Source organism: Microbacterium hydrocarbonoxydans (genome assembly GCF_011752045.1).
Classification (GTDB): Bacteria; Actinomycetota; Actinomycetes; order Actinomycetales; family Microbacteriaceae; genus Microbacterium.
In genome coordinates, this window is sequence record NZ_JAAKXW010000001.1 from 588,592 (window position 1) to 608,675 (window position 20,084).

The 20,084-nt window shown below is 70.2% G+C and carries 24 protein-coding genes; 3 read left to right on the forward strand and 21 right to left on the reverse strand.

Annotation, left to right across the window (positions count from 1 at the left end; genetic code table 11):
- Positions 1–12: 12 nt before the first annotated feature.
- Positions 13–945, reverse strand: a complete 933-nt coding sequence (locus G6G98_RS02770; RefSeq protein ID WP_067351651.1) for a tetratricopeptide repeat protein — start codon at positions 943–945, stop codon at positions 13–15.
- Complete coding sequence (locus tag G6G98_RS02775; RefSeq protein WP_243841978.1) at positions 942–2,885, reverse strand: glycosyl transferase; 1,944 nt, start codon at positions 2,883–2,885, stop codon at positions 942–944. The genes G6G98_RS02770 and G6G98_RS02775 overlap by 4 nt, the downstream gene beginning before the upstream one ends.
- Positions 2,886–3,064: 179 nt before the next feature.
- Between G6G98_RS02775 and G6G98_RS02780 the strand changes: the two genes are divergently transcribed.
- A complete protein-coding gene (locus G6G98_RS02780; RefSeq protein ID WP_164233722.1) occupies positions 3,065–4,117 on the forward strand; it encodes an AI-2E family transporter in 1,053 nt (350 codons plus the stop codon).
- Here G6G98_RS02780 and G6G98_RS02785 read toward each other — a convergent pair.
- From G6G98_RS02785 to rpsB, 9 genes are all read right to left on the reverse strand, one after another.
- Positions 4,114–4,827, reverse strand: a complete 714-nt coding sequence (locus tag G6G98_RS02785) for an alpha/beta hydrolase (RefSeq protein WP_067351640.1) — start codon at positions 4,825–4,827, stop codon at positions 4,114–4,116. The two genes, G6G98_RS02780 and G6G98_RS02785, sit on opposite strands and share 4 nt — an antisense overlap.
- Before the next feature lie 2 nt (positions 4,828–4,829).
- On the reverse strand, positions 4,830–5,117 hold the full coding sequence (locus tag G6G98_RS17115; protein ID WP_084788267.1) for a hypothetical protein: 288 nt from the start codon (positions 5,115–5,117) through the stop codon (positions 4,830–4,832).
- A 9-nt stretch (positions 5,118–5,126) separates the two neighbouring features.
- Positions 5,127–5,789: a transglycosylase SLT domain-containing protein gene (locus tag G6G98_RS02795; RefSeq protein ID WP_243841979.1), complete on the reverse strand. Its 663-nt coding sequence runs from the start codon at positions 5,787–5,789 to the stop codon at positions 5,127–5,129.
- Positions 5,790–5,837: 48 nt separating this feature from the next.
- Positions 5,838–6,410, reverse strand: a complete 573-nt coding sequence (locus tag G6G98_RS02800) for a DivIVA domain-containing protein (RefSeq protein ID WP_067351636.1) — start codon at positions 6,408–6,410, stop codon at positions 5,838–5,840.
- Positions 6,410–7,579 (reverse strand): phosphatidate cytidylyltransferase, encoded by a 1,170-nt coding sequence (locus G6G98_RS02805; RefSeq protein WP_208321412.1) that lies wholly within the window; start codon positions 7,577–7,579, stop codon positions 6,410–6,412. Before G6G98_RS02805 ends, G6G98_RS02800 begins: the two co-directional genes overlap by 1 nt.
- A 5-nt stretch (positions 7,580–7,584) precedes the next feature.
- Positions 7,585–8,139 (reverse strand): ribosome recycling factor, encoded by a 555-nt coding sequence (frr, locus tag G6G98_RS02810; RefSeq protein ID WP_067351630.1) that lies wholly within the window; start codon positions 8,137–8,139, stop codon positions 7,585–7,587.
- 69 nt (positions 8,140–8,208) lie between these two features.
- On the reverse strand, positions 8,209–8,925 hold the full coding sequence (gene pyrH / locus G6G98_RS02815) for a UMP kinase (protein ID WP_067351626.1): 717 nt from the start codon (positions 8,923–8,925) through the stop codon (positions 8,209–8,211).
- A gap of 92 nt (positions 8,926–9,017) precedes the next feature.
- Entirely contained in the window at positions 9,018–9,845 is an 828-nt protein-coding gene (tsf, locus tag G6G98_RS02820) for a translation elongation factor Ts (RefSeq protein ID WP_164233721.1), read from the reverse strand.
- A 51-nt stretch (positions 9,846–9,896) separates the two neighbouring features.
- Positions 9,897–10,748: a 30S ribosomal protein S2 gene (rpsB, locus tag G6G98_RS02825; RefSeq protein ID WP_067351619.1), complete on the reverse strand. Its 852-nt coding sequence runs from the start codon at positions 10,746–10,748 to the stop codon at positions 9,897–9,899.
- Positions 10,749–11,066: 318 nt separating this feature from the next.
- Between rpsB and G6G98_RS02830 the strand changes: the two genes are divergently transcribed.
- A complete protein-coding gene (locus G6G98_RS02830) occupies positions 11,067–11,600 on the forward strand; it encodes a murein hydrolase activator EnvC family protein (RefSeq protein WP_067351615.1) in 534 nt (177 codons plus the stop codon).
- A gap of 22 nt (positions 11,601–11,622) precedes the next feature.
- Here G6G98_RS02830 and G6G98_RS02835 read toward each other — a convergent pair whose 3' ends face one another.
- From G6G98_RS02835 to G6G98_RS02875, 9 genes are all read right to left on the reverse strand, one after another.
- Positions 11,623–12,525: a tyrosine recombinase gene (locus G6G98_RS02835; protein ID WP_164233720.1), complete on the reverse strand. Its 903-nt coding sequence runs from the start codon at positions 12,523–12,525 to the stop codon at positions 11,623–11,625.
- 65 nt (positions 12,526–12,590) lie between these two features.
- A complete protein-coding gene (gene dprA / locus G6G98_RS02840) occupies positions 12,591–13,781 on the reverse strand; it encodes a DNA-processing protein DprA (protein ID WP_164233719.1) in 1,191 nt (396 codons plus the stop codon).
- On the reverse strand, positions 13,778–15,307 hold the full coding sequence (locus tag G6G98_RS02845) for a YifB family Mg chelatase-like AAA ATPase (RefSeq protein WP_164233718.1): 1,530 nt from the start codon (positions 15,305–15,307) through the stop codon (positions 13,778–13,780). The genes dprA and G6G98_RS02845 overlap by 4 nt, the downstream gene beginning before the upstream one ends.
- A complete protein-coding gene (locus G6G98_RS02850; protein ID WP_067351549.1) occupies positions 15,304–15,666 on the reverse strand; it encodes a YraN family protein in 363 nt (120 codons plus the stop codon). Before G6G98_RS02850 ends, G6G98_RS02845 begins: the two co-directional genes overlap by 4 nt.
- Positions 15,667–15,769: 103 nt before the next feature.
- Positions 15,770–16,096 carry a DUF2469 family protein gene (locus G6G98_RS02855; protein WP_042541663.1) on the reverse strand — a complete coding sequence of 109 codons (327 nt, stop codon included), beginning with the start codon at positions 16,094–16,096 and terminating at the stop codon, positions 15,770–15,772.
- Positions 16,097–16,143: 47 nt separating this feature from the next.
- Positions 16,144–16,806: a ribonuclease HII gene (locus G6G98_RS02860; RefSeq protein ID WP_067351545.1), complete on the reverse strand. Its 663-nt coding sequence runs from the start codon at positions 16,804–16,806 to the stop codon at positions 16,144–16,146.
- The gene (gene lepB / locus G6G98_RS02865; RefSeq protein WP_164233717.1) at positions 16,803–17,537 is read right to left on the reverse strand and encodes a signal peptidase I; all 735 of its coding nucleotides are present in this window, start codon (positions 17,535–17,537) and stop codon (positions 16,803–16,805) included. Before lepB ends, G6G98_RS02860 begins: the two co-directional genes overlap by 4 nt.
- Before the next feature lie 118 nt (positions 17,538–17,655).
- A complete protein-coding gene (gene rplS / locus G6G98_RS02870; protein ID WP_067351539.1) occupies positions 17,656–18,006 on the reverse strand; it encodes a 50S ribosomal protein L19 in 351 nt (116 codons plus the stop codon).
- Positions 18,007–18,185: 179 nt separating this feature from the next.
- Positions 18,186–18,674, reverse strand: coding sequence for an MFS transporter permease (locus tag G6G98_RS02875; RefSeq protein ID WP_067351536.1), 489 nt, complete (start codon positions 18,672–18,674; stop codon positions 18,186–18,188).
- A 110-nt stretch (positions 18,675–18,784) separates the two neighbouring features.
- Here G6G98_RS02875 and map point away from each other — a divergent pair, with 110 nt between their 5' ends.
- Positions 18,785–19,567, forward strand: coding sequence for a type I methionyl aminopeptidase (gene map / locus G6G98_RS02880; RefSeq protein WP_164233716.1), 783 nt, complete (start codon positions 18,785–18,787; stop codon positions 19,565–19,567).
- 21 nt (positions 19,568–19,588) lie between these two features.
- Here map and G6G98_RS02885 read toward each other — a convergent pair whose 3' ends face one another.
- Positions 19,589–19,987, reverse strand: coding sequence for a VOC family protein (locus G6G98_RS02885; protein ID WP_067351529.1), 399 nt, complete (start codon positions 19,985–19,987; stop codon positions 19,589–19,591).
- Positions 19,988–20,084 lie beyond the last annotated feature (97 nt).

The window sequence follows — 20,084 nt, forward strand, 5'->3', positions numbered from 1 at the left end:
AGACGTTCCGCATCAGAAGAGCAGCGACGACAGCCGGTTCCGGGCCGTGACGACGCGAGGGTCGGCTGCGCCGATGAGGCCGAACAGCTCCACGAGTCGTTCGCGCACGGGGGTGCGCTGGTCGGCGGGGAGCTGTGCGAACAGGTCGAGAAGGCGACCGAACGCGTCCTCCACGTGCCCGCCGGCGAGGTCGAGGTCGGCCACGTCGAACTGGGCCTGCACATCCTGCGGAGCGGCGGCGGCAGCGGCACGCGCGGCCTGCAGGTCGAGTCCCTGCACCCGGTGCAGCAGGCGCACCTGTCCGAGACCTGCGATCGCGTCCTCGTCGCGAGGGTTCTCGGCGAGAGCCTTCTCGTATGCGGCGATGGCCGCCGCGTAGTCGCCGCGCTCGATCGCGCTGAACGCCTCCGCGTGCAGCGGGGGCAGCGGCGGCTCTTCCGCGGCCGCGGGGGCTTCTCCCCCGTCGGCGATCGAGAGCGTCCCGGTGACGCCGTTCTGCGCGGCCAGCTGGAGCAGCTGCGCGAACACCTCGCGCACCTGCTGCTCGGGCACCGCGCCGGTGAACATCGGCACCGGCTGGCCGGCGATCAGTGCCACGACCATCGGGATCGACTGTGCGCGGAAGCCCTGCGCGAGCTGGGGGTTCGCGTCGACGTCGACCTTGGCGAGAAGCACACGCCCCTCGAGCTCACGCGTCACCTTCTCGATGATCGGGCTCAGCTGCTTGCACGGACCGCACCACTCGGCCCACAGGTCGACGACCACCGGTACCGTGCGGGAGATCTCGAGGATCTGGCCGAACGAGTCGTCGGTGGCGTCGACCACCACATCGGAGATGCCCGGAGCCTGCGAAGCCGGGGCGCCGGGCGCCGGAGCAGGCGGGCGGTTGCGCAGCGTGGACAGGTCGACCGCTCCTCGGAGGGCGGCGGGAGAGATCTCACTCACTTGATCACCTCGACGGAGAGAAGGTCCTGGTGCACCGCCAGGAGTCGGATCTGCTCGGTCGACCCCTGGGCGGGCACCGAGAAGAACAGCTGGAAGGAGTAATTCGTCTGGTAGCCCTTGGCCGATTCGGCGGTTCCGGTGAGCGCCTTGGCCTGCGGGTTCGCGTCACCGAGTCGGATGACCGCGTCCGCCGAGGTGGGCGTGACCGTCTCCGTGTCGATGACCGACACCGCGACGATCGCTCCGCTGTCCAGTGTCGTCATGGACACGGGCGGCGCGTCCGACGGGATCATGTCGAACGCCGTCGCGGAGGTCTCCGCCGCGTTGTTGTCGATGAGGTTCTGCTTCACGGCGTTCCGGCTGTCGCGGATCGAGGTCGCCAGGTTCTGGGACAGTTCGTCGAACTGCCCGGAGAACGGGCTCTGGTCGCCGGCGTCGACGACGTCCGCGAACGCCGCGGCCAGGTCGCCGGGCGGGACGCTGAGGAACGCGGACTCGGCAGGGACGAGAGAGGTGCCGAGCCAGGCGGCGGCGACGTCGGGGAACACGGCCTCGGCCGACATCTCGGCGATCTCCGTGACCTTGTAAGTGGACCAGGGGTCCTGCTGCGTCATGGTCAGGAGCACCGGGGGCACGGTGTCGTCGGAGGCGTTCTTGGAGAGCATCAGGACAGTGCGCGGCCAGCGGTCTGTCGCCTCCGGGAGGACGACCTCGACCTCATCCGTCGGGATCGTGGCCGGCGGTGCGGTCTCCGGAAGCGCGGTGCGCAGTGCGTACTCGGTGGTGCGCGCGGCCAGCGCCGCGCCGTCGAGACGCGTCTTGGCCAGTTCGAGATCCATCGCCGCGTCGGCATCCGCCAGCGTCGTGGAGACCTCCTGGAGGATCCGGGTCGCCTGCGCCTCGGTGACGGCCGGCGGCTTCTGATTCTCCGGCGCGATCACCGTCGGGCTCGGCGAGGGCGTCGGCGAGCCCTGGCCGAACTGGGGCCAGGAATCGGCCGAGCAGCCGGCGGCGAGCAGCGCCGTGAGGCCGAGCGCCGGGAGCGCGAGCATCCGACGGCGGCGCGCCGAACCTGCCGTGCGCATCTCCGCCTTCGGTCCGGTCGCCTTCGCGTCGTCCGCGTCCGTCGCCCCCTCTTCAGAGCGCGGGGAATCCGCAGCGGGTGCCTCGATCGCCTCGCGTTCAGCAGGCGGGAGCGCGCCGACGTCGATCGGCTCGGTGACCGGAAGCGGCCCCGGCCCCTTGCGCCGGGGGCCGCGTCCGCGACGCTGATGACGGATCGCGAGCACGTAGAGGACGAGTCCGGCCGCCAGCACGATGGCTCCGAGCACCATCAGGGGGCCGGCGAGCGGTGTGGAGGTGTCGAGCGGCCAGGAGACCTGGATGTCCTCCGGGGCGTCTGCTGTGCCGTCGCGGGCCACGATGATGCTCATGCCCTCGGGGATCTGGATGTTGTCGGCGATGAGCGCATCCGTGTCGCTGAACGAGTCGAGCCACAGGTCGGAGCCGACCGGATTCCGGCCGGCCGGCTGGGCCGCGGCATCCTCCGCGCCATCAGCGGCGGGGGTCTCCGTCGGCGCCGGGGTCGGCTCCGTCTCCGTCGCCTCGTCGGAGCCCTCCGGCTTGACCAGCTCCACGTCCAGGTCGCCGTCCTTGCCGACGGTGACGCTGTTGTACTCGGAGTCCGACAGCCACGCCTTCATGTCGGGGGTGCGCCCGTAGGCGGCGAAGAGCTCGCCGTCACCCCGGATGAGCAGGGTCTGCGCTCCCGGGTGCGCGCGGAGGACGTCGCCGTCGAGGAGCACGAACGGTGCCGCCTCCTCGACCTCGACAGCCGTCTGCTGGGAGGAAGGGCCCATGAAGACGGTCCGCTGTGCGATGCCCGCACCGATCAGAACCGTGGCCAGCACGAAGGCCACGACGGCCCATACGAAACGCACGAATAGTCTCCTCACGCGGCTCCGGCACGCGCCGGGGCCGCAACACTCGACATTTCAGACTAGCGAAAGGACCTGTGTGTTGCCCACGAGCCCCGCCCGGCCGCACGCCACGGCACGTCGCCGTCATGCGTCCGCGGGGATCGATAGCCTGGGAGCGTCCGCATTCCCGAGGAGCCCCGATGAAGATCCACAACCCGTTCCGCACCGCCCTGGTGGCGACGCTCGGCGTGGGTCTGGGGATCCTGCTCATCGGGAGCCTGCAGAGCCTGTCGACCGTGCTCCTGTATGTCGGGACAGCTCTCTTCCTGAGCCTCGGCCTCGATCCGCTGGTCTCGTTCCTCGAACGCAGGCGGCTGCCGCGCTGGCTCGCGGTGCTCGTGACGATCCTCGGCGTCCTCAGCGCGTTCGCGGGTGTCGTGCTGATCGTGATCCCTGTGCTCGTCGACCAGATCTCCCAGCTCGTGGAGCAGATCACCGCGCTCGTCAGCCGCCCGACGCTGCTCGCCGATCTCGAGAAGACGATCACGAGCGTCTTCCCGAACCTGGATGTCGAGCGCGTGCTCGTCGAGGCCCAGGAGTGGCTGATCGGCAATCTGGGCGACATCACCAACCGCGTCATCGACGCGAGCGTGTCCGTCGTCGGCGGGCTCTTCGGCGCCTTCATCGTGCTCATCCTCACGATCTACCTGACCGCCTCGACGCCGTCGCTCAAGCGCGCCGTCTACCAGCTGGTGCCGGCGTCCAAGCGGGGGCGCTTCGTCGACCTCGCCGAGCAGATCACCGACTCCGTCGGCTACTACGTCATGGGACAGGTCACGCTCGGCGCCATCAACGGCGTGCTCAGCATGATCTACCTGTCGATCATCCAGGCTCCGTTCACGGCGGTGCTCGCCGTCGTCGCGTTCTTCTTCTCGCTGATCCCGCTGGTCGGCACTCTCACCGGATCGACGATCATCGTGCTCGCCTGCCTGATCCCCGGTGTGGGGTCATCGCCGCAGATCGCCCTCGCCGCCGCGATCTACTATCTCGTCTACATGCAGATCGAGGCGTACGTCATCTCCCCGCGCATCATGAGCCGTGCCGTGTCGGTCCCCGGCGCCGTGGTCGTCGTGGCGGCCCTGGCCGGCGGAAGCCTGCTCGGACTGCTCGGCGCGCTCATCGCGATCCCGGTCGCGGCGAGCATCCTCATCATCTACCGGCAGGTGCTGATCCCGCGCATGAACGAGCTCTAGGGCCGGGGCCACTGCGTCGGCAGCGGCAGCGCGGCGGGATTCACCGCGGCGACGATCTCGGTGAGCACCCGGCGCGTCTGGCTCTCCCCCACCCACAGATGCTTTCCGCCGTCCACGGCGATCAGACGTGCGTGCGGAATGGCGGCGAAGCGCTCGCGGGCCTCGTCGGGGCGCAGGTAGTCGTCCAGCTCGGGAACGAGGATGACCACCTCGCGGTCCGTCCCGGCCCACGCCGCGACCTCGGAGGCGGTCGCCCGGTGCAGCGGCGGCGAGAGCAGGATGATGCCCTCGATGTCGTGATCGCGGCCGTACTTCAGGGCCAGCTCCGTGCCGAAGGACCAGCCCACGAGCCATGGACGGGGCAGACGGCGATCGTGGACGAAGTCCATCGCCGCCGCCACGTCGAACTGCTCCGAGGCGCCGCCGTCGAAGGCCCCGCCGCTGGTGCCGCGCGGAGAGGTCGTCCCGCGGGTGTTGAAGCGGAGGACGGCGAGATCCGCCAGCGCGGGGAGCCGGGCTGCCGCCTTGCGGATGATGTGCGAATCCATGAACCCGCCGGCTGTGGGCAGCGGATGCAGGGTGACGAGGGTCGCGACCGGAGCAGTGGCCGCCGGAAGGGCGAGCTCGCCGACCAGGGTCAGATCATCGGCTGTCTCGAGTTCGATGTCCTCACGACGAGCGGGCAGCTCGAGCGGCCCCCGGATCTCCATGCTCACGCGATCCTCCAACAGTGTGTGTGCCAGTGCCGTCGAGCGGCGAGGTCTGCGGCGTCGCCCAGAACGCCGTCGGCACGCCAGGCGACCAGGTGCGCCGTGCCGGGCTCGATTCCCCGACCGCACCCGGGGCAGCTGTACTCCTTCTGAGCCTGTGCCGCCGAGACAGGCTGCACGGTCCATTCGGTGCCGCGCCGGATCTCCGTGCGCTTCCAGGACGCGAGGAGCCTGTCGAGGGAGTCGTCGGTGTCAGGGCGCGCCGGATGCCGTCTGCGTGAGCGGGGCATGACGCCGGCTCACCACCAGTGGTTCTTCGACCAGAACGCCTGAGCGCCCGCCCAGCTGCCGTAACGGCCCGTCGCGTAGCCGTTGGCCCAGCGCAGGTTGTCGACGGGGTCGTAGCCGTTGCCGGGGACCTTGCTGCACGGCAGCGCCTGGACGAGTCCGCAGGCTCCCGAGGACGAGTTCGTCGCGTTCGGGTTCCAGCCGCTCTCGCGCGAGACGATGTAGTCGACGTAGCCCCAGTCCGACTCCGCGATGCCGGCAGCGGCCATCCACTCCGCGGGCGCGCCGCCGCCGGTGTAGAACAGGGGTCCGCCGCCGCCGGAGCCCGAGTTCGAGGCGGGCTCGGGCGTAGGGGTCGGCTTGGGTGTGACGTACACCGAGAAGGTGCCGCGCGTGACGGGGGCGATGGCTGCGCCCTCGTTCGTGACCGTCAGGTTCTGCGTGTCGCTGAGCGCGGCGGCGTACGCGGACTCCGGGGCCGGCGGCTCCTCCTGCTCCGCGAGCGCGACGCCGGTCGGAGCGACCATGGCGGCGGCGAATCCGACGACCGCGAGCGCGCTCACGGTCGCGACGATGCCACGACGAACCGTGCCCTTGCGGGCCGACAGGGCCGCGGAGGCAGGCACAGGAGCGATGTCTCTTCGTTCGATGATCATGTCGTTTCGGGAGTTCACGATGTCTGACAGTCTACGCACACGTCCCTGGGACGGCGATGGGAGCCGTCAGCGCACCGCCAGGATGACATCGACGGTGGCGTCCAGGAGCGCATCGACCTGCTCCTCGCGGTAACCGCCCCGCTGCATCCGGAACGCAGCGGATCGCAGCTGCTCCGCGGTGAGCGGCTCTCCGTCGCGAAGGTAGCGGACGATCCGGGTCGCGACGTGATCGACCTCGTCGACGCGATAGCCGAAGGTGAGGAAGCCCGTGCGCGCGAACCGCTGGCGCTGCGGACGCGCGAGGTGGTCGAGGATCTCCTGCGCCTCCTCCCGCGCCTGCCGCACCCACGCTCCGGCACCCTGCGTGCGCACGACGCGCTCCCTGGCGCGTCCGGCCAGAGCATCCTCCACGCGTCCGAGAGCCGCATCGACTTCCGCAACGACGTAGCCGCCCTTGACCAGCGGGAACGAGGCGACCCGGACGTCTGCGGCGGTGAGCTCTCCGTCGCCTTCGAACGCCGTGCGGGCGGCGGCGAGGAACGTGTCGACTGCCGCCCGGTGGTAGCCGAGGGTGCGTCCGCCGGCGAGCGAGAAGGCCGGGCGCGCGGCCGGTTCGGAATCCACGACGTCAGAGGCCATCACAGCACCGCCCAGGGAGAGAGAAGGAAATACAGGCACAGCGCCGGGATCGTCGAGGGCAGGATGCTGTCGAGCCGGTCCAGGAGCCCGCCGTGACCGGGGAGCCAGGAGCTCATGTCCTTGATGCCGAGGTCGCGCTTGAGCATCGATTCGCCGAGGTCGCCGAGGGTCGCCGAGAGGAGGATGGCGACGCCGAAGATGACGCCGGCCCACCACGGGATCTCGAGGAGGAACAGGGCGAGCAGCACTCCGGCGGTGATCGACGCGACGACCGCGCCGCCGAAGCCCTCCCAGGTCTTCTTGGGGCTGATCCGCGGGGCCATCGGGTGGCGCCCGAAGGCGAGACCGGCGGCGTAGGCACCGGTGTCCGCGACGACCGCCACGACGATGAAGGCCAGCACCCACCACTGGCCGCCCTCCTGCTTGAGCAGGATCAGGGCGACCGCGGCGAGGAACGGCACGTAGACCTGCACGAAGCCGCCGATGACGGCATCCGCGAGCACGTCGCCATAGGTCCGGCCGTCCTTGGCGATCATCTGCGCCATGAGCCGCCAGACGATCACGAAGGCCACGGCGAAGAACAGCAGCACCCAGACCAGCCACACCTCGACGAAGTACGCCGAGACGACGAGGAGGCCCGCAGCGACGAGCTGCGGCACCACGTCGATGTTCCTGCCCGATGCGCGCAGCGCCAGGGCGAGTTCGTACACGCCCAGCAGGGCCGCCGCGAGGGCGAAGGGAACGAACAGCATCTTGATGAACAGCAGCGACGCGAGCAGTGCGGCGCCGAAGGCCAGGCCGATCGCGGTCGCGACGATCAGGTCTCGGCCCGTGCGCTGCTTGATGCGCTCGTTCGCCTGATCGAGCTGATCCTTCGCGTGCGTCACGTGGCTGCCCAGCTCGTCGCGCGCCGCGCGCCACTGCTCCCGGATCGCGGTGTGATCGCCCGTGTCCAGACGGAAGTGATGAGCCCGATGCGCCTCATCCGCCGATCCCTCCGCGGGAGCGGCCTCCGCCGGCAACGGGGGCCGCGGGGGGATGCTGGAGGAATCGAAGTCCGGGAAGGCCGCGCCTGCCGGCGGGGCGCCGTTCTCCGGTGTCCCTGAATCGCGCGCTTCGCGGCGCGTCTGAGGCGTGCCGGAATCGTCGTCTGTGCGGTCGTCGGACATGCCGCCTACACCTCGAGGAGCTCGGCCTCTTTGCGCTTGAGTGCGTCGTCGATGAGGTCGACGTGCTGGCGCGTGAGGGCGTCGAGCTCCTTCTCGCCGCGGGCGATCTCGTCTTCGCCGAGCTCGCTCTTGAGAGCGTCGAGCTCGTCCTTCGCCTTGCGGCGGATGCCGCGGACGTGCACCTTGGCGTCCTCGCCCTTGGACTTGACGAGCTTCACGTACTCCTTGCGGCGGTCAGCGGTGAGCTCCGGCATCGTGACGCGCACGATGTTGCCGTCGTTGGTCGGGTTCGCGCCGAGGTTGGGCATGTCGCGGATGGCCTGCTCGATCGCCTTCAGCGCCGACTTGTCATAGGGCGTGATGATCAGCGAGCGGGCCTCGGGGTTGGCCAGCGAGGCGAGCTGCGCGAGCGGGGTCGGCGTGCCGTAGTAGTCCACCAGGACCTTCTGGAACATCTGAGGGTTCGCCCGCCCGGTGCGGACCGTGGCGAAGTCCTCCTTGGCGGCTTCGACCGCCCGCGTCATGCGAGAGGTGGTTTCAGCGAGGACATCCGCGATCACGGTGACTCCTATCGTCGGGGTGTTCAGAAAATTCTATCGGGCGCGACCCGGGTCGCCGTGGAGCGGCGCTCAGGCGGTGACGAGGGTGCCGATGGGTTCGCCCAGGAGCGCCCGGGTCACGTTCCCCGCCGGCTCCATGCCGAACACCCGCATGTCCATGTTGTTGTCCATGCAGAGGCTGAACGCGGTGGAGTCGACGACCTTCAGGCCGCGCTGCAGCGCGTCACGGTAGGTGACGCTCTCGATGCGCTCGGCATCGGCGTGCTTGTTCGGGTCGGCGGTGTAGATCGCGTCGACGCCGTTCTTCGCGACGAGGACCTCCTGGGCGCCGATCTCGAGAGCGCGCTGCGCCGCAACCGTGTCGGTGGAGAAGTACGGGAGCCCCGCGCCGGCGCCGAAGATCACGACCCGGCCCTTCTCCATGTGGCGCTCCGCGCGGAGCGGGATGTACGGCTCGGCGACCTGCGTCATCGAGATCGCGGACTGCACCCGGGTGGGGGCGCCTGCCTGCTCGAGGAAGTCTTGGAGCGCGAGGGCGTTCATCACGGTGCCGAGCATGCCCATGTAGTCGGCCCGGCCGCGGTCCATGCCTCGCTGGCTGAGCTCGGCGCCGCGGAAGAAGTTCCCGCCGCCCACGACGACCGCGATCTCGACGCGGTCGACCGCTGCCGCGATGTCGCGGGCGATCTGGCTGACGACGTCGGGGTTCACGCCCAGCTGGCCGGCGCCGAATGCCTCACCGGAGAGCTTGAGAAGGACGCGGCGGCGTCCCGTGCGTTCGGTCATGGATGTGGTCCTCTCGTCCCGATTCAAGATAGTGCCTTCTGGGCATGAAGAAGGGGTCCGGATCGAGTCGATCCGAACCCCCTCATGAACTGCTACGCGCCGACCTTGAAGCGCGCGAAGTCCGTCACGATGATACCGGCGTCCTTCGCCACCTGGGCGACGGAGAGCTTGTTGTCCTTCGCGTAGTCCTGCTCGAGCAGGGCGACCTGCTTGATGAACGCGGCGACGCGGCCCTCGACGATCTTCGGCAGGGCGGCCTCGGGCTTGCCCTCGTTGCGGGAGATCTCGGTGACGATCTCGCGCTCCTTCTCGACGGCCTCAGCCGGGACGTCCTCACGGGAGAGGTACGACGGGTTGGCGAACGAGATGTGCTGCGCGATGCTGCGAGCGGTGTCGGCGTCGTCACCCGAGTAGGCGACGACGACGCCGATCTGCGGCGGCAGGTCCTTGCTCGTGCGGTGGAGGTAGACCTCGACCTTGTCACCGGTGACGGTGCGGACGCGACGCAGCTCGACCTTCTCGCCGATGATCGCCGCCTCCTCGGAGATGACGGTCTCGACGTTCTTGTCGCCGGCCTGCGCAGCCAGTGCGGCCTCGACCGAGTCCGCCTTCACGGCGGCGACGGCGTCGGCGACCTTGTCGGCCAGCGCGATGAAGCGCTCGTTCTTCGCGACGAAGTCGGTCTCGCACGCGAGCTCGACGAGCGTCACGGCGCCGTCCTGCTCGCGAGCGACGATGAGGCCCTCGCTGGTCGAGCGGTCCGCGCGCTTCGCGTTGCCCTTGGCGCCCTTCAGGCGCAGGATCTCGGTGGCCTTCTCGACGTCGCCGTCGGCCTCCTCGAGCGCCTTCTTGGTGTCGACCATTCCCGTTCCGAGCTGCTCACGCAGCGCCTTGAGGTCGGCGATGGTGAAGTTGGCCATGTGTGGTGGCTCCTTGCTTCGTGATGTGTGAGTGCGTTGTGTACGCGGGGATTACTTGGCGTCGGCCTCGACCGGAGCCTCGACGACCTCGGCCTCGACAGCCTCGGTCTCGACGACCTCGGCGGCGGGAGCCTCAGCGGCCTCCTCGACCGGAGCCTCGAGGAGCTCGCGCTCCCACTCGGCGAGGGGCTCGGCGTCGCCGGCCTCGGGGTTGTGCTTCTGCTGCAGGCCCTCGGCGGCTGCATCCGCGATGATGCGGGTGAGCAGGGAGACGGAGCGGATCGCGTCGTCGTTGCCGGGGATCGGGTACTGGAAGTCGTCCGGGTCCGCGTTGGTGTCGAGGATGCCGATCACCGGGATGCCGAGCTTCTTCGCCTCGTCGATGGCGAGGTGCTCGCGCTTGGCGTCGACGACCCAGAGGGCGGACGGGGTCTTGGTGAGGTTGCGGATGCCGCCGAGCGACTTGTGCAGCTTGTCGAGCTCGCGCTTCTTGAGGAGGAGCTCCTTCTTGGTGAAGCCCGATGCCGCCGGGTTCTCGTAGTCGAGCTCCTCGAGCTCCTTCATGCGGGCGAGACGCTTCGCGATGGTGGAGAAGTTGGTGAGGAGGCCGCCGAGCCAGCGCTGGTTGACGTAGGGCTGGCCGACACGGGTGGCCTGCTCGGCGAGGATCTCCTGCGCCTGCTTCTTGGTGCCGACGAAGAGGATGGTGCCGCCGTGCGCGACGGTCTCCTTGACGAAGTCGTAGGCCTTGTCGATGTAGCCCAGCGACTGCTGCAGGTCGATGATGTGGATGCCGCTGCGCTCCGTGAGGATGAAGCGCTTCACCTTCGGGTTCCACCGGCGGGTCTGGTGTCCGAAGTGCACGCCGCTGTCGAGCAGCTGGCGGATGGTGACCACAGCCATGGTCGTCTCCTTGTTCTGGCGCGTTCAGCGCCGTTGAGGTTGTCAAGCCGATCGGGCGATCGGACTTCCTGGTGCCCGGCACACTCCCGCCGACCCTTGCGAGTCGGACCTGTGGGAGTGGATGCCGCGACCTCCGCATCTGCGGACATCGCTCTGGGCACGCGTAGTCACCCCGATTTCGAGGTGCTCCCCCAGCATACAGGATGCCGCCGCGCGACTTCTCCTGCACCACGGGTCAGCGTTTCGGCTTCTCCCCCGTTCGCGCCTCCGGGGCAGAGCCGGCACTCCGGGTGCTCCCGGACACGCGAGTGTGAAGACATGCTCCTCGGACCGCGCCTCGCCGCCGTTGCCGCGCTGGCGGCTCTGCTGCTTCTCGCACCGGCAGCCGGCCTGGCCGTCGCGTCACCCTCCGGCGCCGGGTCCGCAGACGGGCATCCGTCGTGGAGCTGGCCGCTGCCGGGCCCGCGAGAGATCGTCGAACCGTACCGGGCTCCCGCGCACGAGTACGGTCCCGGCCACCGCGGCATGGACATCGCCGCCGCCCACGGAGCCGAGGTGCACGCCCCGGCCGCCGGGATCGTCGCCTTCCGCGGCACCGTGGTGGACCGTCCGCTGCTGACCGTGGAGCATCCCGGCGGATACGTCACGACGTTCGAGCCGCTGCTCTCGTCGCTGTCGCCCGGCGACGCGGTCGAGGAGGGCGAAGTGATCGGCACCGTCGACGTCGGCGGTCATGCGCCACCGGGGAGCCTTCATCTCGGAGTGCGTCTCGGCGGAGCGTACATCAACCCGATGCTGCTGTTCGGCGACGTCCCCCGGGCGGTGCTCCTCCCCTGCTGCGCGCCGCTCTGACTCCGGCGCGCGACGCGCCTCGTCAGGCGCGGGGATGCGCCAGGCGATAGGTCGCGGTGAGGCGCTCGGCGGACACGTGCGTGTAGATCTGGGTCGTGCCGAGGCTGGCATGACCGAGTATCTCCTGCACGGCGCGCAGGTCTGCACCCCCGTCGAGCAGGTGTGTCGCCGCCGTGTGCCGGAGGGCGTGCGGCCCCACCGTCTCGGCGCCGACGTAGGGCGCGAGGACTTCCGCGACGAGCTCGTACACGGCCCGTGGTCCGATCCTTCCGCCGCGGGCGCCGAGGAAGAGCGCCGGAACCGACTTCGTCGCCCGGGCGGTGAGCACGGGCCTGCCTCGGCTCAGATAGGCGCCGATGGCGTTGCGGGCCGGCGCTCCGAAGGGGACGACCCGTTCCTTGGATCCCTTGCCGAGCACACGCGCGGTGCAGCGGTCGAGATCGACGTCGTCGATGTCGAGGCCGCACAGCTCGGAGACCCGGATGCCGGCGCCGTAGAGCGTCTCGAGGATCGCGTGATCGCGCAGGGCGCTCGGCTCGCCGCCGGACGCCGCGACGCGCTGCTGCTCCAGCAGCGCCGCCATCGCGTCCTGGGAGGCGACGACAGGGAGCGTGCGACCGCGCTTGGGCGCCATGAGACGCAGACTCGGATCGTGGGCGACGAGCCCCTGCTCGTGCGCCCATCCGAAGAACGACCGTGCGGCTGCAGCGCGTCGTGCGAGCGTCGATCGGGCGTCGCCCCGCTGGGTCGCATGCCAGAGCCAGTCACGGAGCGCCTCCAGGTCGACCGCTGTCAGCTCGGGGGCGCGGAGCGAGACGCCGAGGTCTCGCAGATCCGATCGATACGCCCGCACCGTCGCCGGCGAGAGCCGTCGCACCTGCAGCAGGTGCTCGGCGAACGCGTCCACGGCCGCGGTGAAGTCCATGGAGCAAGCATGCCCGGAGGCCCCCCGATGACCTCGCCGCCTCGCCGCGCGACACCGGGAGCGGCTCAGCCCAGCCGCTCGCGTGCGCTCACACGGCGCCAGCCCGTGTCGCCGCGCTGAACGACGCCGTCGAGCTCGAGAAGCCCGAGGAGGGCGCTGACCGTGTCCGGCGCGAGTCCGCTCCGTCGCGCGATCTCCTGGGCCGGCAGCCCGGTGCGCGTGCTCAGCGCGTCGAGGAGGCGCAGCTGATCCGGGTCGGCTCCCTGCTCGCCGGCCGGAGCGTGCTGGTCGCCGGCCCAGAGCTCCCGGATCTCCGCCGTCGTCGTCACGCAGCGCGCGTCGTACTCCCGCAGCAGCCGGTGACAGCCGGCGGAGGTGGCCGAGGTGACCGGCCCTGGCACCGCTCCGAGCGGGCGCCCCAGTGCCGCCGCGTGCCCTGCCGTGTTCAGGGAGCCGCTGCGCCATCCGGCCTCCACGACGACGGTGGCGTCGCTGAGCGCGGCGATGAGTCTGTTCCTGGAGAGGAACCTCCATTTGGTGGGCGCCGCCCCGCAGGGCACCTCGCTCACCACGGCTCCGCGCTCGGCGATGCGGTGCAGCAGCTGCCGGTGCCCCTGCGGATAGGCCCGGTCGACGCCGCCGGCCAGGAAGGCGACGGTGGCGCCCTGCACACTGAGGGCCGCGCGGTGGGCAGCGCCGTCGATGCCGTAGGCGCCTCCGGAGACGATCACGGCGCCGGTCGCGGCGAGGTCGCCGGCGAACTCGGAGGCGAGCAGCTCGCCGTAGCCGCTCGCCGCCCTGGCACCGACGATCGCGACCCGGGGCGTGGCGGTCAGGAGACCGGCGTCTCCGCGGACCCACAGCAGCGACGGAGCGTGCGGGCCGAGGTCGTCGACGGCTGCCGGCCAGCCCGCATCCCCCGGCAGCAGCAGCGAGGCGCCGACTTCGTCGGCTCCGCTCATCGCCTCGCGCACCGCCCGGGGTGCGGCGCGCGGACGCCAGCGCGCGAGCGCCTCCTTCAGCGCACGACCGCCGGGCTGCGCGGGCGCGGAGCGCGCAGCGCCACCGAAGGCGAACCGCATCGCCTCCGCTGCTCCGAGCTCGGTGATGAGCGCGCCCGCGACTCCGTCACCGGGCTCTGCCACGACGCTCCATGCGACGCGGGCGATCACCTCGGCGATGTCTGCGGGTCCGTCGCCGCGGAGCCGGCGCATCGCCGCGATCACCTCGGGGTCGGCCAGCAGCTCCTCCATCATGCGGAGAGTCCCTTCTTCAGATAGAGCGCTCGGCCGATCTCATCGCGGCCAGGACGCTCACGCTCGGCGAGATCCGCCATCGTCCACGCCACCCTCAGCACGCGGTCGTATCCGCGCAGCGTGAGGGCGCCTCGTTCGAGCGCGCGATCCAGCGGCGCCCGCGCACCGGGCTCCAGGCGGAGCGAGCCCTGACGCAGCCACGTACCCGGGATCTCGCCGTTCCGCCGCCACGGCGTCCCGCGCCAGCGCTCGGCCGCGCGCTCCCTGGCGGCGCCGACCCGGGCACGCGCCTCAGCGGTCGTGGTCTCTGCCCTGATCCCGGCGGTCGCCGTGGACGCCGCCACGCGGGCGACCTGCAGCTCGATGTCGATGCGGTCGCGCAGCGGCCCGGAGAGGCGCGCAGAGTAGCGGCGGATCGCCAGAGAGGGGCACACGCATTCGGCCCCGCGCACGCCGTAGTTCCCGCAGGGGCACGGGTTCATCGCCATCAGCAGCTGGAACCGTGCCGGGAAGCTCGCGATGAATCCGGCACGGTGCACCTCGATCGCTCCCGATTCCAGGGGCTGCCGCAGGGCGTCCAGCGCGACGCGGGAGAACTCGGCCGCCTCGTCGAGGAACAGCACGCCGCGGTGCGCGCGGACGATCGACCCCGGACGGGCCGCGCGCGACCCGCCGCCGACCAGCGCGGCCACGGAGGCGCTGTGGTGCGGCGCCTCGAGCGGTGGCAGCGGATCGAGCCGCGTCACCGGTTCGCCGGTCAGCGAGCGGATCGAGGCGACCTCGAGCGCCTCCTCTTCCGTCAGCGGCGGAAGGATCCCCGGCAGGCGCCGGGCGAGCATCGTCTTGCCTGCACCGGGCGGTCCGCTCAGCAGCATGTGGTGCCCGCCGGCCGCGGCGACGATGAGGGCGTCCACCGCGTCCTGCTGGCCGACCACGTCCGCCAGATCGAGGGGCTCGGTCACGTCGACGACGGGCGGTGCCCCGCTCGCCGGCTCCACCTCGGGTACGTCGACCTCCGCGCCGTGCCACACCGCGACCTCGGCGAGGCTCGATGCCGCCCTGACCTCGATCCCGGGGACGAGGCGCGCCTCTGCCGCGTTGGCGTGCGGCACGATCACGGAATCGAAGCCGGCCCGCGCCGCGGCGAAGACCGCGGGCAGCACGCCGGGCACCGGCCGGATGCGGCCGTCGAGGCCGAGCTCCCCGATGTGCACGGTGTGCGCGATCGAGCGCCGCTGCAGGGAGCCGCCGGCAGCAAGCGTGGCGACCGCCACGCTGAGGTCGAAGCCCGAGCCGTGCTTCGGCAGGCTCGCCGGCGACAGGTTCACGGTGAGCCGCCTCCGCGGAAGATCCAGCCCCGCGTTCTTGCATGCGTTGTGCACCCGCTGCACGGCCTCGCCGAGCGACTTGTCGGGAAGCCCGATGATCTTGAACTCGGGCGTCTGGTTCGACAGATCCGCCTCGACCTCCACGAGGTGACCGTCGACGCCCGTGAGCGCCACCGCCCACGTCCGTGCCGTCCTCACGTCAGGTCCACGAGGTGCTCGAGGGTGCCGGCATCCGGATCGGCGCCGATGATCCCGATCGCATCGAGCCGCAGCATCCGCCCGTTCGCGAGGTGCGGGTTCGTCGCGATCCACGCCTGCGCGAGCTGCCAGAGGCGCCGGCGCTTGCGCCCGTCCACCGCCTCGAAGGGATGCCCGAACGCGGCCGTCCGGCGCGTCTTCACCTCGATCACGACGAGCATGCCGCCGCGACGCGCCACGATGTCGATCTCGCCCTGGGGGCATCGCCAGTTGCGATCGAGGATCTCGTAGCCCTGCGCGGTCAGATGCCGCACGGCGCGCTCTTCGCCTGCCCTGCCGAGGATGTCCTTCGCTGCCATGACGACAGCCTGCCGATCGGCATCGACGCTCTCGGCCCCGCGGGGAGAAGATCCCCGGCGGTTCAGGAAGAGTGGTCAGTGCACCACGTCGGTGCAGAAGAGGTCACTCGCCGTCGAGGGAGAGCTCCTGCGGCAGCTCGAACTCGCGACGCTGCAGCTCCTCCACGTTGACGTCCTTGAACGTCAGCACGCGCACGGCCTTGACGAAGCGGTCTGCGCGGTAGATGTCCCACACCCAGACGTCGCTCATCGAGATCTCGAAGTAGAAGTCGTGCTCGGTGTCGCGGCGGACCACGTTGACCTCATTGGCGAGGTAGAACCGGCGCTCCGTCTCGACGACGTACTGGAACTGCGCCACGACATCCCGGTACTCCCGGAAAAGGGCCAGCTCGAGCTCGCGGTCGTAGTCGTCGAATGCTTCCTCATCCATGATTCATCCATCCTAGGGCGGCCGCGGGCCGCCGCCGCACCGCCGCCTCAGAACAGGGTCGGGGCCGCATCCGCGATGGCCCAGGATGCGCGATGGTACGGGGAGAGACCGAACGCCCTGATCGCCTCCCGGTGCTCGGGGCTCGCGTACCCCTTGTTCCGGTCCCACTGGTAGCCGGGGTGGTCCGCGTGCAGCTCGGCCATGTGCGTGTCTCGCGCGACCTTGGCGATCACGGAGGCGGCCGAGACGGAGGCGCAGTCCCGATCGGCCTTCACCACCGAGCGCACCCGCAACGGCACCGGGTGCACCTTCGATACGTAGTCGTGGTTGCCGTCGAGGAGGATCAGGGCGTCCTCGACCGATGCCCCCTGCTCGACGACGCTCTGCACGGCGCGGGATGCGGCGAGCCCGAGGGCCCGCATGATGCCGACCTCATCGATCTCTGCGGCGCTCGCCCAGCCCACGCCGGAGGCCTGCACCCAGGCGGCCGCCCGCGCGGCGACATCGGGACGACGCTTCTCTGTGACGAGCTTCGAGTCCCTGAGCCCCTCCGGAACCCGTCTGCGGGCGCCCGCGGCATCCATCACGGCCGCGCCGACCGCCACCGGCCCTGCCAGCGCTCCCCTGCCCACCTCGTCGAGCGAGATGATCAGACCGCACTCCCCGAGGAGCCTGCGCTCCAGGGTCAGCTTCGGTGCGACGACGGTCATTCCGGCTCCGGCACGCCGTTGAAGATGTCGTGGTGGCCGTCGATGGCGCCCATGCGGTCGAACGGCCAGGTCGTCAGGAACGCCTTGCCCACGACGTTGCCGATCGGCACGAATCCGCCGCTCGGCAGATCCTGGTGCGCGCGGGAGTCGCGCGAACGGTCGCGGTTGTCGCCGAGCAGCCACAGCGAGTTCTCCGGGACGACGACGTCGAACGGCTCATTGGAGGCCGCGGTGTCCCCCTCCGGGAGGTTCAGGTACGACATCTCGTCGATCGGCGCGTCGTTGATGGTGATCTGCCCGAGAGCGTTGCAGCACACGACGTGATCCCCGGGGAGACCGATGACCCGCTTGACGAGATGATCCTGCGAGTCGGAAGCCGAGATGCCGACGAGGTTGAGCACCCAGTCCACGGCCTGGACCAGCGGAGGTGCCGCCGGGGACTGCAACTGGCCGTCGAGCCAGCCGCCCGGGTCCTTGAAGACGACCACGTCTCCACGCTCGTAAGCGGTCCAGCGCGGCGTCAGCTCGTCGACGAGGATGCGGTCGTTGATGAGGAGCGTGCGCTCCATGGAAGCCGAGGGGATGTAGAACGACCGCACGACGAACGTCTTCACCACGAAGGAGACCAGAGCCGCGATGATGACGATGATGAGCACGTCCCGCAGGAAGACGAGCAGGCCCCGCCGCCGTCTGGCCGCGCGTCGGGAGGTGGGCGCGGGGTGAGTCGTCATCAAGCTTCCTTCGCAGTCTCGCACCGCTCTGAGACGGCACTACCTAGGTTCGCACACCGCGGGGAGAACACAGCACCCCGGAACATCGTGTCCCGGGGTGCTGTGGAGAATCTGCGCGTCAGTGGTTGTCGCGCTTCTCCTTGATCTTCGCCTTCTTGCCACGGAGCTGGCGGAGGTAGTAGAGCTTCGCGCGACGCACGTCACCGCGGGTGACGACCTCGATGTGGTCGATCACCGGCGAGTGCACCGGGAAGGTGCGCTCGACGCCCACCTGGAAGCTGATCTTGCGGACCGTGAAGGTCTCACGCACGCCGTCGCCCGAGCGGCCGATGACGACGCCCTTGAAGACCTGGATACGGGAGCGGTTGCCCTCGGTGATGTTCACGTGCACGTTGACCGTGTCACCGGGGTTGAAGACAGGGATGTCCGAACGGAGCGAAGCCGCGTCGACGGCGTCGAGGATCTGCATGATCGTCTCTCTCTGCACTCGCCTCAGGTCGGATGCATGATGCTGGAAGGAATAAGAACGGGTGTGCACCGTACGGCGCCGAAGCGTCCGCGGGCTCCCCTGAGGCAGAGCCGGTCACGGCACAAGGAACCATTCTGCCACGGATGCGGCGCCCGGCCAAAACGCCGCGCGCCCGGCGCTCAGTCCTTCGGCCGGCCTTCTCGCACGACGATCACGTCATGGGCCCTGGTGGGTGCTGCGGGCCCGTCCGTCGCGGGGATCGTCGACCAGGAGATCGTCTCGCGGATCCGCGCGCCCGACCCCTTCGCCTCGTTCCACAGCTGCCACAGCTGCAGCCAGATGAGCGCGATGCCGACCACGATCGCCCCGGTCAGGAGCCACCCGAAGGCACCGTCGACGAAGAAGCCGACTGCGACCGTCAGGCCGTGCCACAGCGTGAACCCGGAGACGTCCCACCAGGACACCGCGCGCTCGACGCGCACCGAGGGGCGCGACCGCGTGAGCAGCGTGAGCAGCAGCTGTCCGGCGAAGACCGACGGAACCGCGATGAACAGCACCCAGAGGATCGCCCAGCCGCCCTGGAACACGCCCCAGCCGACCAGCAGCCAGAGCGGCAGCACGAAGGCCGCCGGGATCAGCCAGCGGAAGAACGCCTGACGCAACCACATGCTGCGATCGTACGACGGCCGGCCGTCGCCGATCCCGGTGTTCGCTGAGAGCGCGCGGACGCAGGCCCCTCCGGCATCGGGGAGAATGGATGCCGACGAGAGGACACCCGATGATCGAACTGCGCACCCCTGCCGAGATCGACGAGATGCGCGCCGCCGGCCGTTTCGTGGCCGAGACCCTGGCGACCCTCCGGGAGGAGACCAAGGTCGGGACCAACCTCCTCGCCATCGACCGCCGTGCGCACGACCTGATCCGCAGGGCCGGTGCCGAGTCCTGCTACATCGACTACCACCCCTCGTTCGGCGCGAGCCCCTTCGGCAAGGTCATCTGCACCTCCGTCAACGACGCCGTGCTGCACGGCCTCCCCTTCGACTACGCGCTGCGCGACGGCGACCTGGTCTCCCTCGACTTCGCCGTCTCCGTCGACGGATGGGTGGCGGACTCCGCCGTCTCCTTCGTCGTCGGCACTCCTCGCGACGAGGACCTCCGCCTGATCGACACGACGGAGCGCGCACTGGACGCCGCCATCGCCGCGGCCGTCGTCGGCAACCGGATCGGCGACATCTCCGCCGCCATCGCGGAGGTCTCCCACGGCGAGGGGTATTCCATCAACACCGACTTCGGCGGACACGGCGTCGGGCGCATCATGCACGGCGATCCGCACGTGCCGAACGACGGCCGAGCCGGACGCGGTTTCCCCCTGCGCGCGGGCCTCGTCTTCGCACTGGAGCCGTGGCTGCTCGCCACCACCGATGAGCTCGTCACGGACCCGGACGGCTGGACTCTGCGCAGCGCCGACGGCTCCCGCGGGGCGCACTCCGAGCACACGGTCGCCGTCACGGCGGACGGCCCGATCATCCTCACCGACCGCTCGTTCCTCGGCGTCGACTGAGCGCACGGCTGCGGCGAGAGCTCAGCGGAGTTCCTCGAAGACCGTGATCTGCAGGTCCGCGGGCGCTTCGAGCCTGGCGTTGAGCGACTCCCACGGGGTGCGAGTCGGTGGCGCCACCACCTCCGCTCCTGCCGCCGCCATCTCCGCGGTCGTCGCGGCCGCGTCCGCGACCTCGAACGCCACCCGGAGGCGCGGGCTCACTCGGCGCCCGACCTCCACCTCATCGATCAGCTCGACCTGTTCCGGCGTGCTCAGCTCGAGTGTCGCGCGTCCGACGTCCAGGATCGTCACCCGTGCTCCGTCTCCGCTGTCGACGAACAGCTCTTCGGGAGCGCCGAGCACGTCACGATAGAAGGCCACCGCCTCCTCGTAGTCCGCCGCTTCGACCACGAGCCGCATCTGCAGCACACGTCTTTCCATGGGAGTCCTCCTCGGTCCGTCCGGTGATGACCGGGAAGATCGTCAGCTGGACGCGGTCGACTGGCGTAGATGTCGAACGTGCGGCTGACGGTCATGA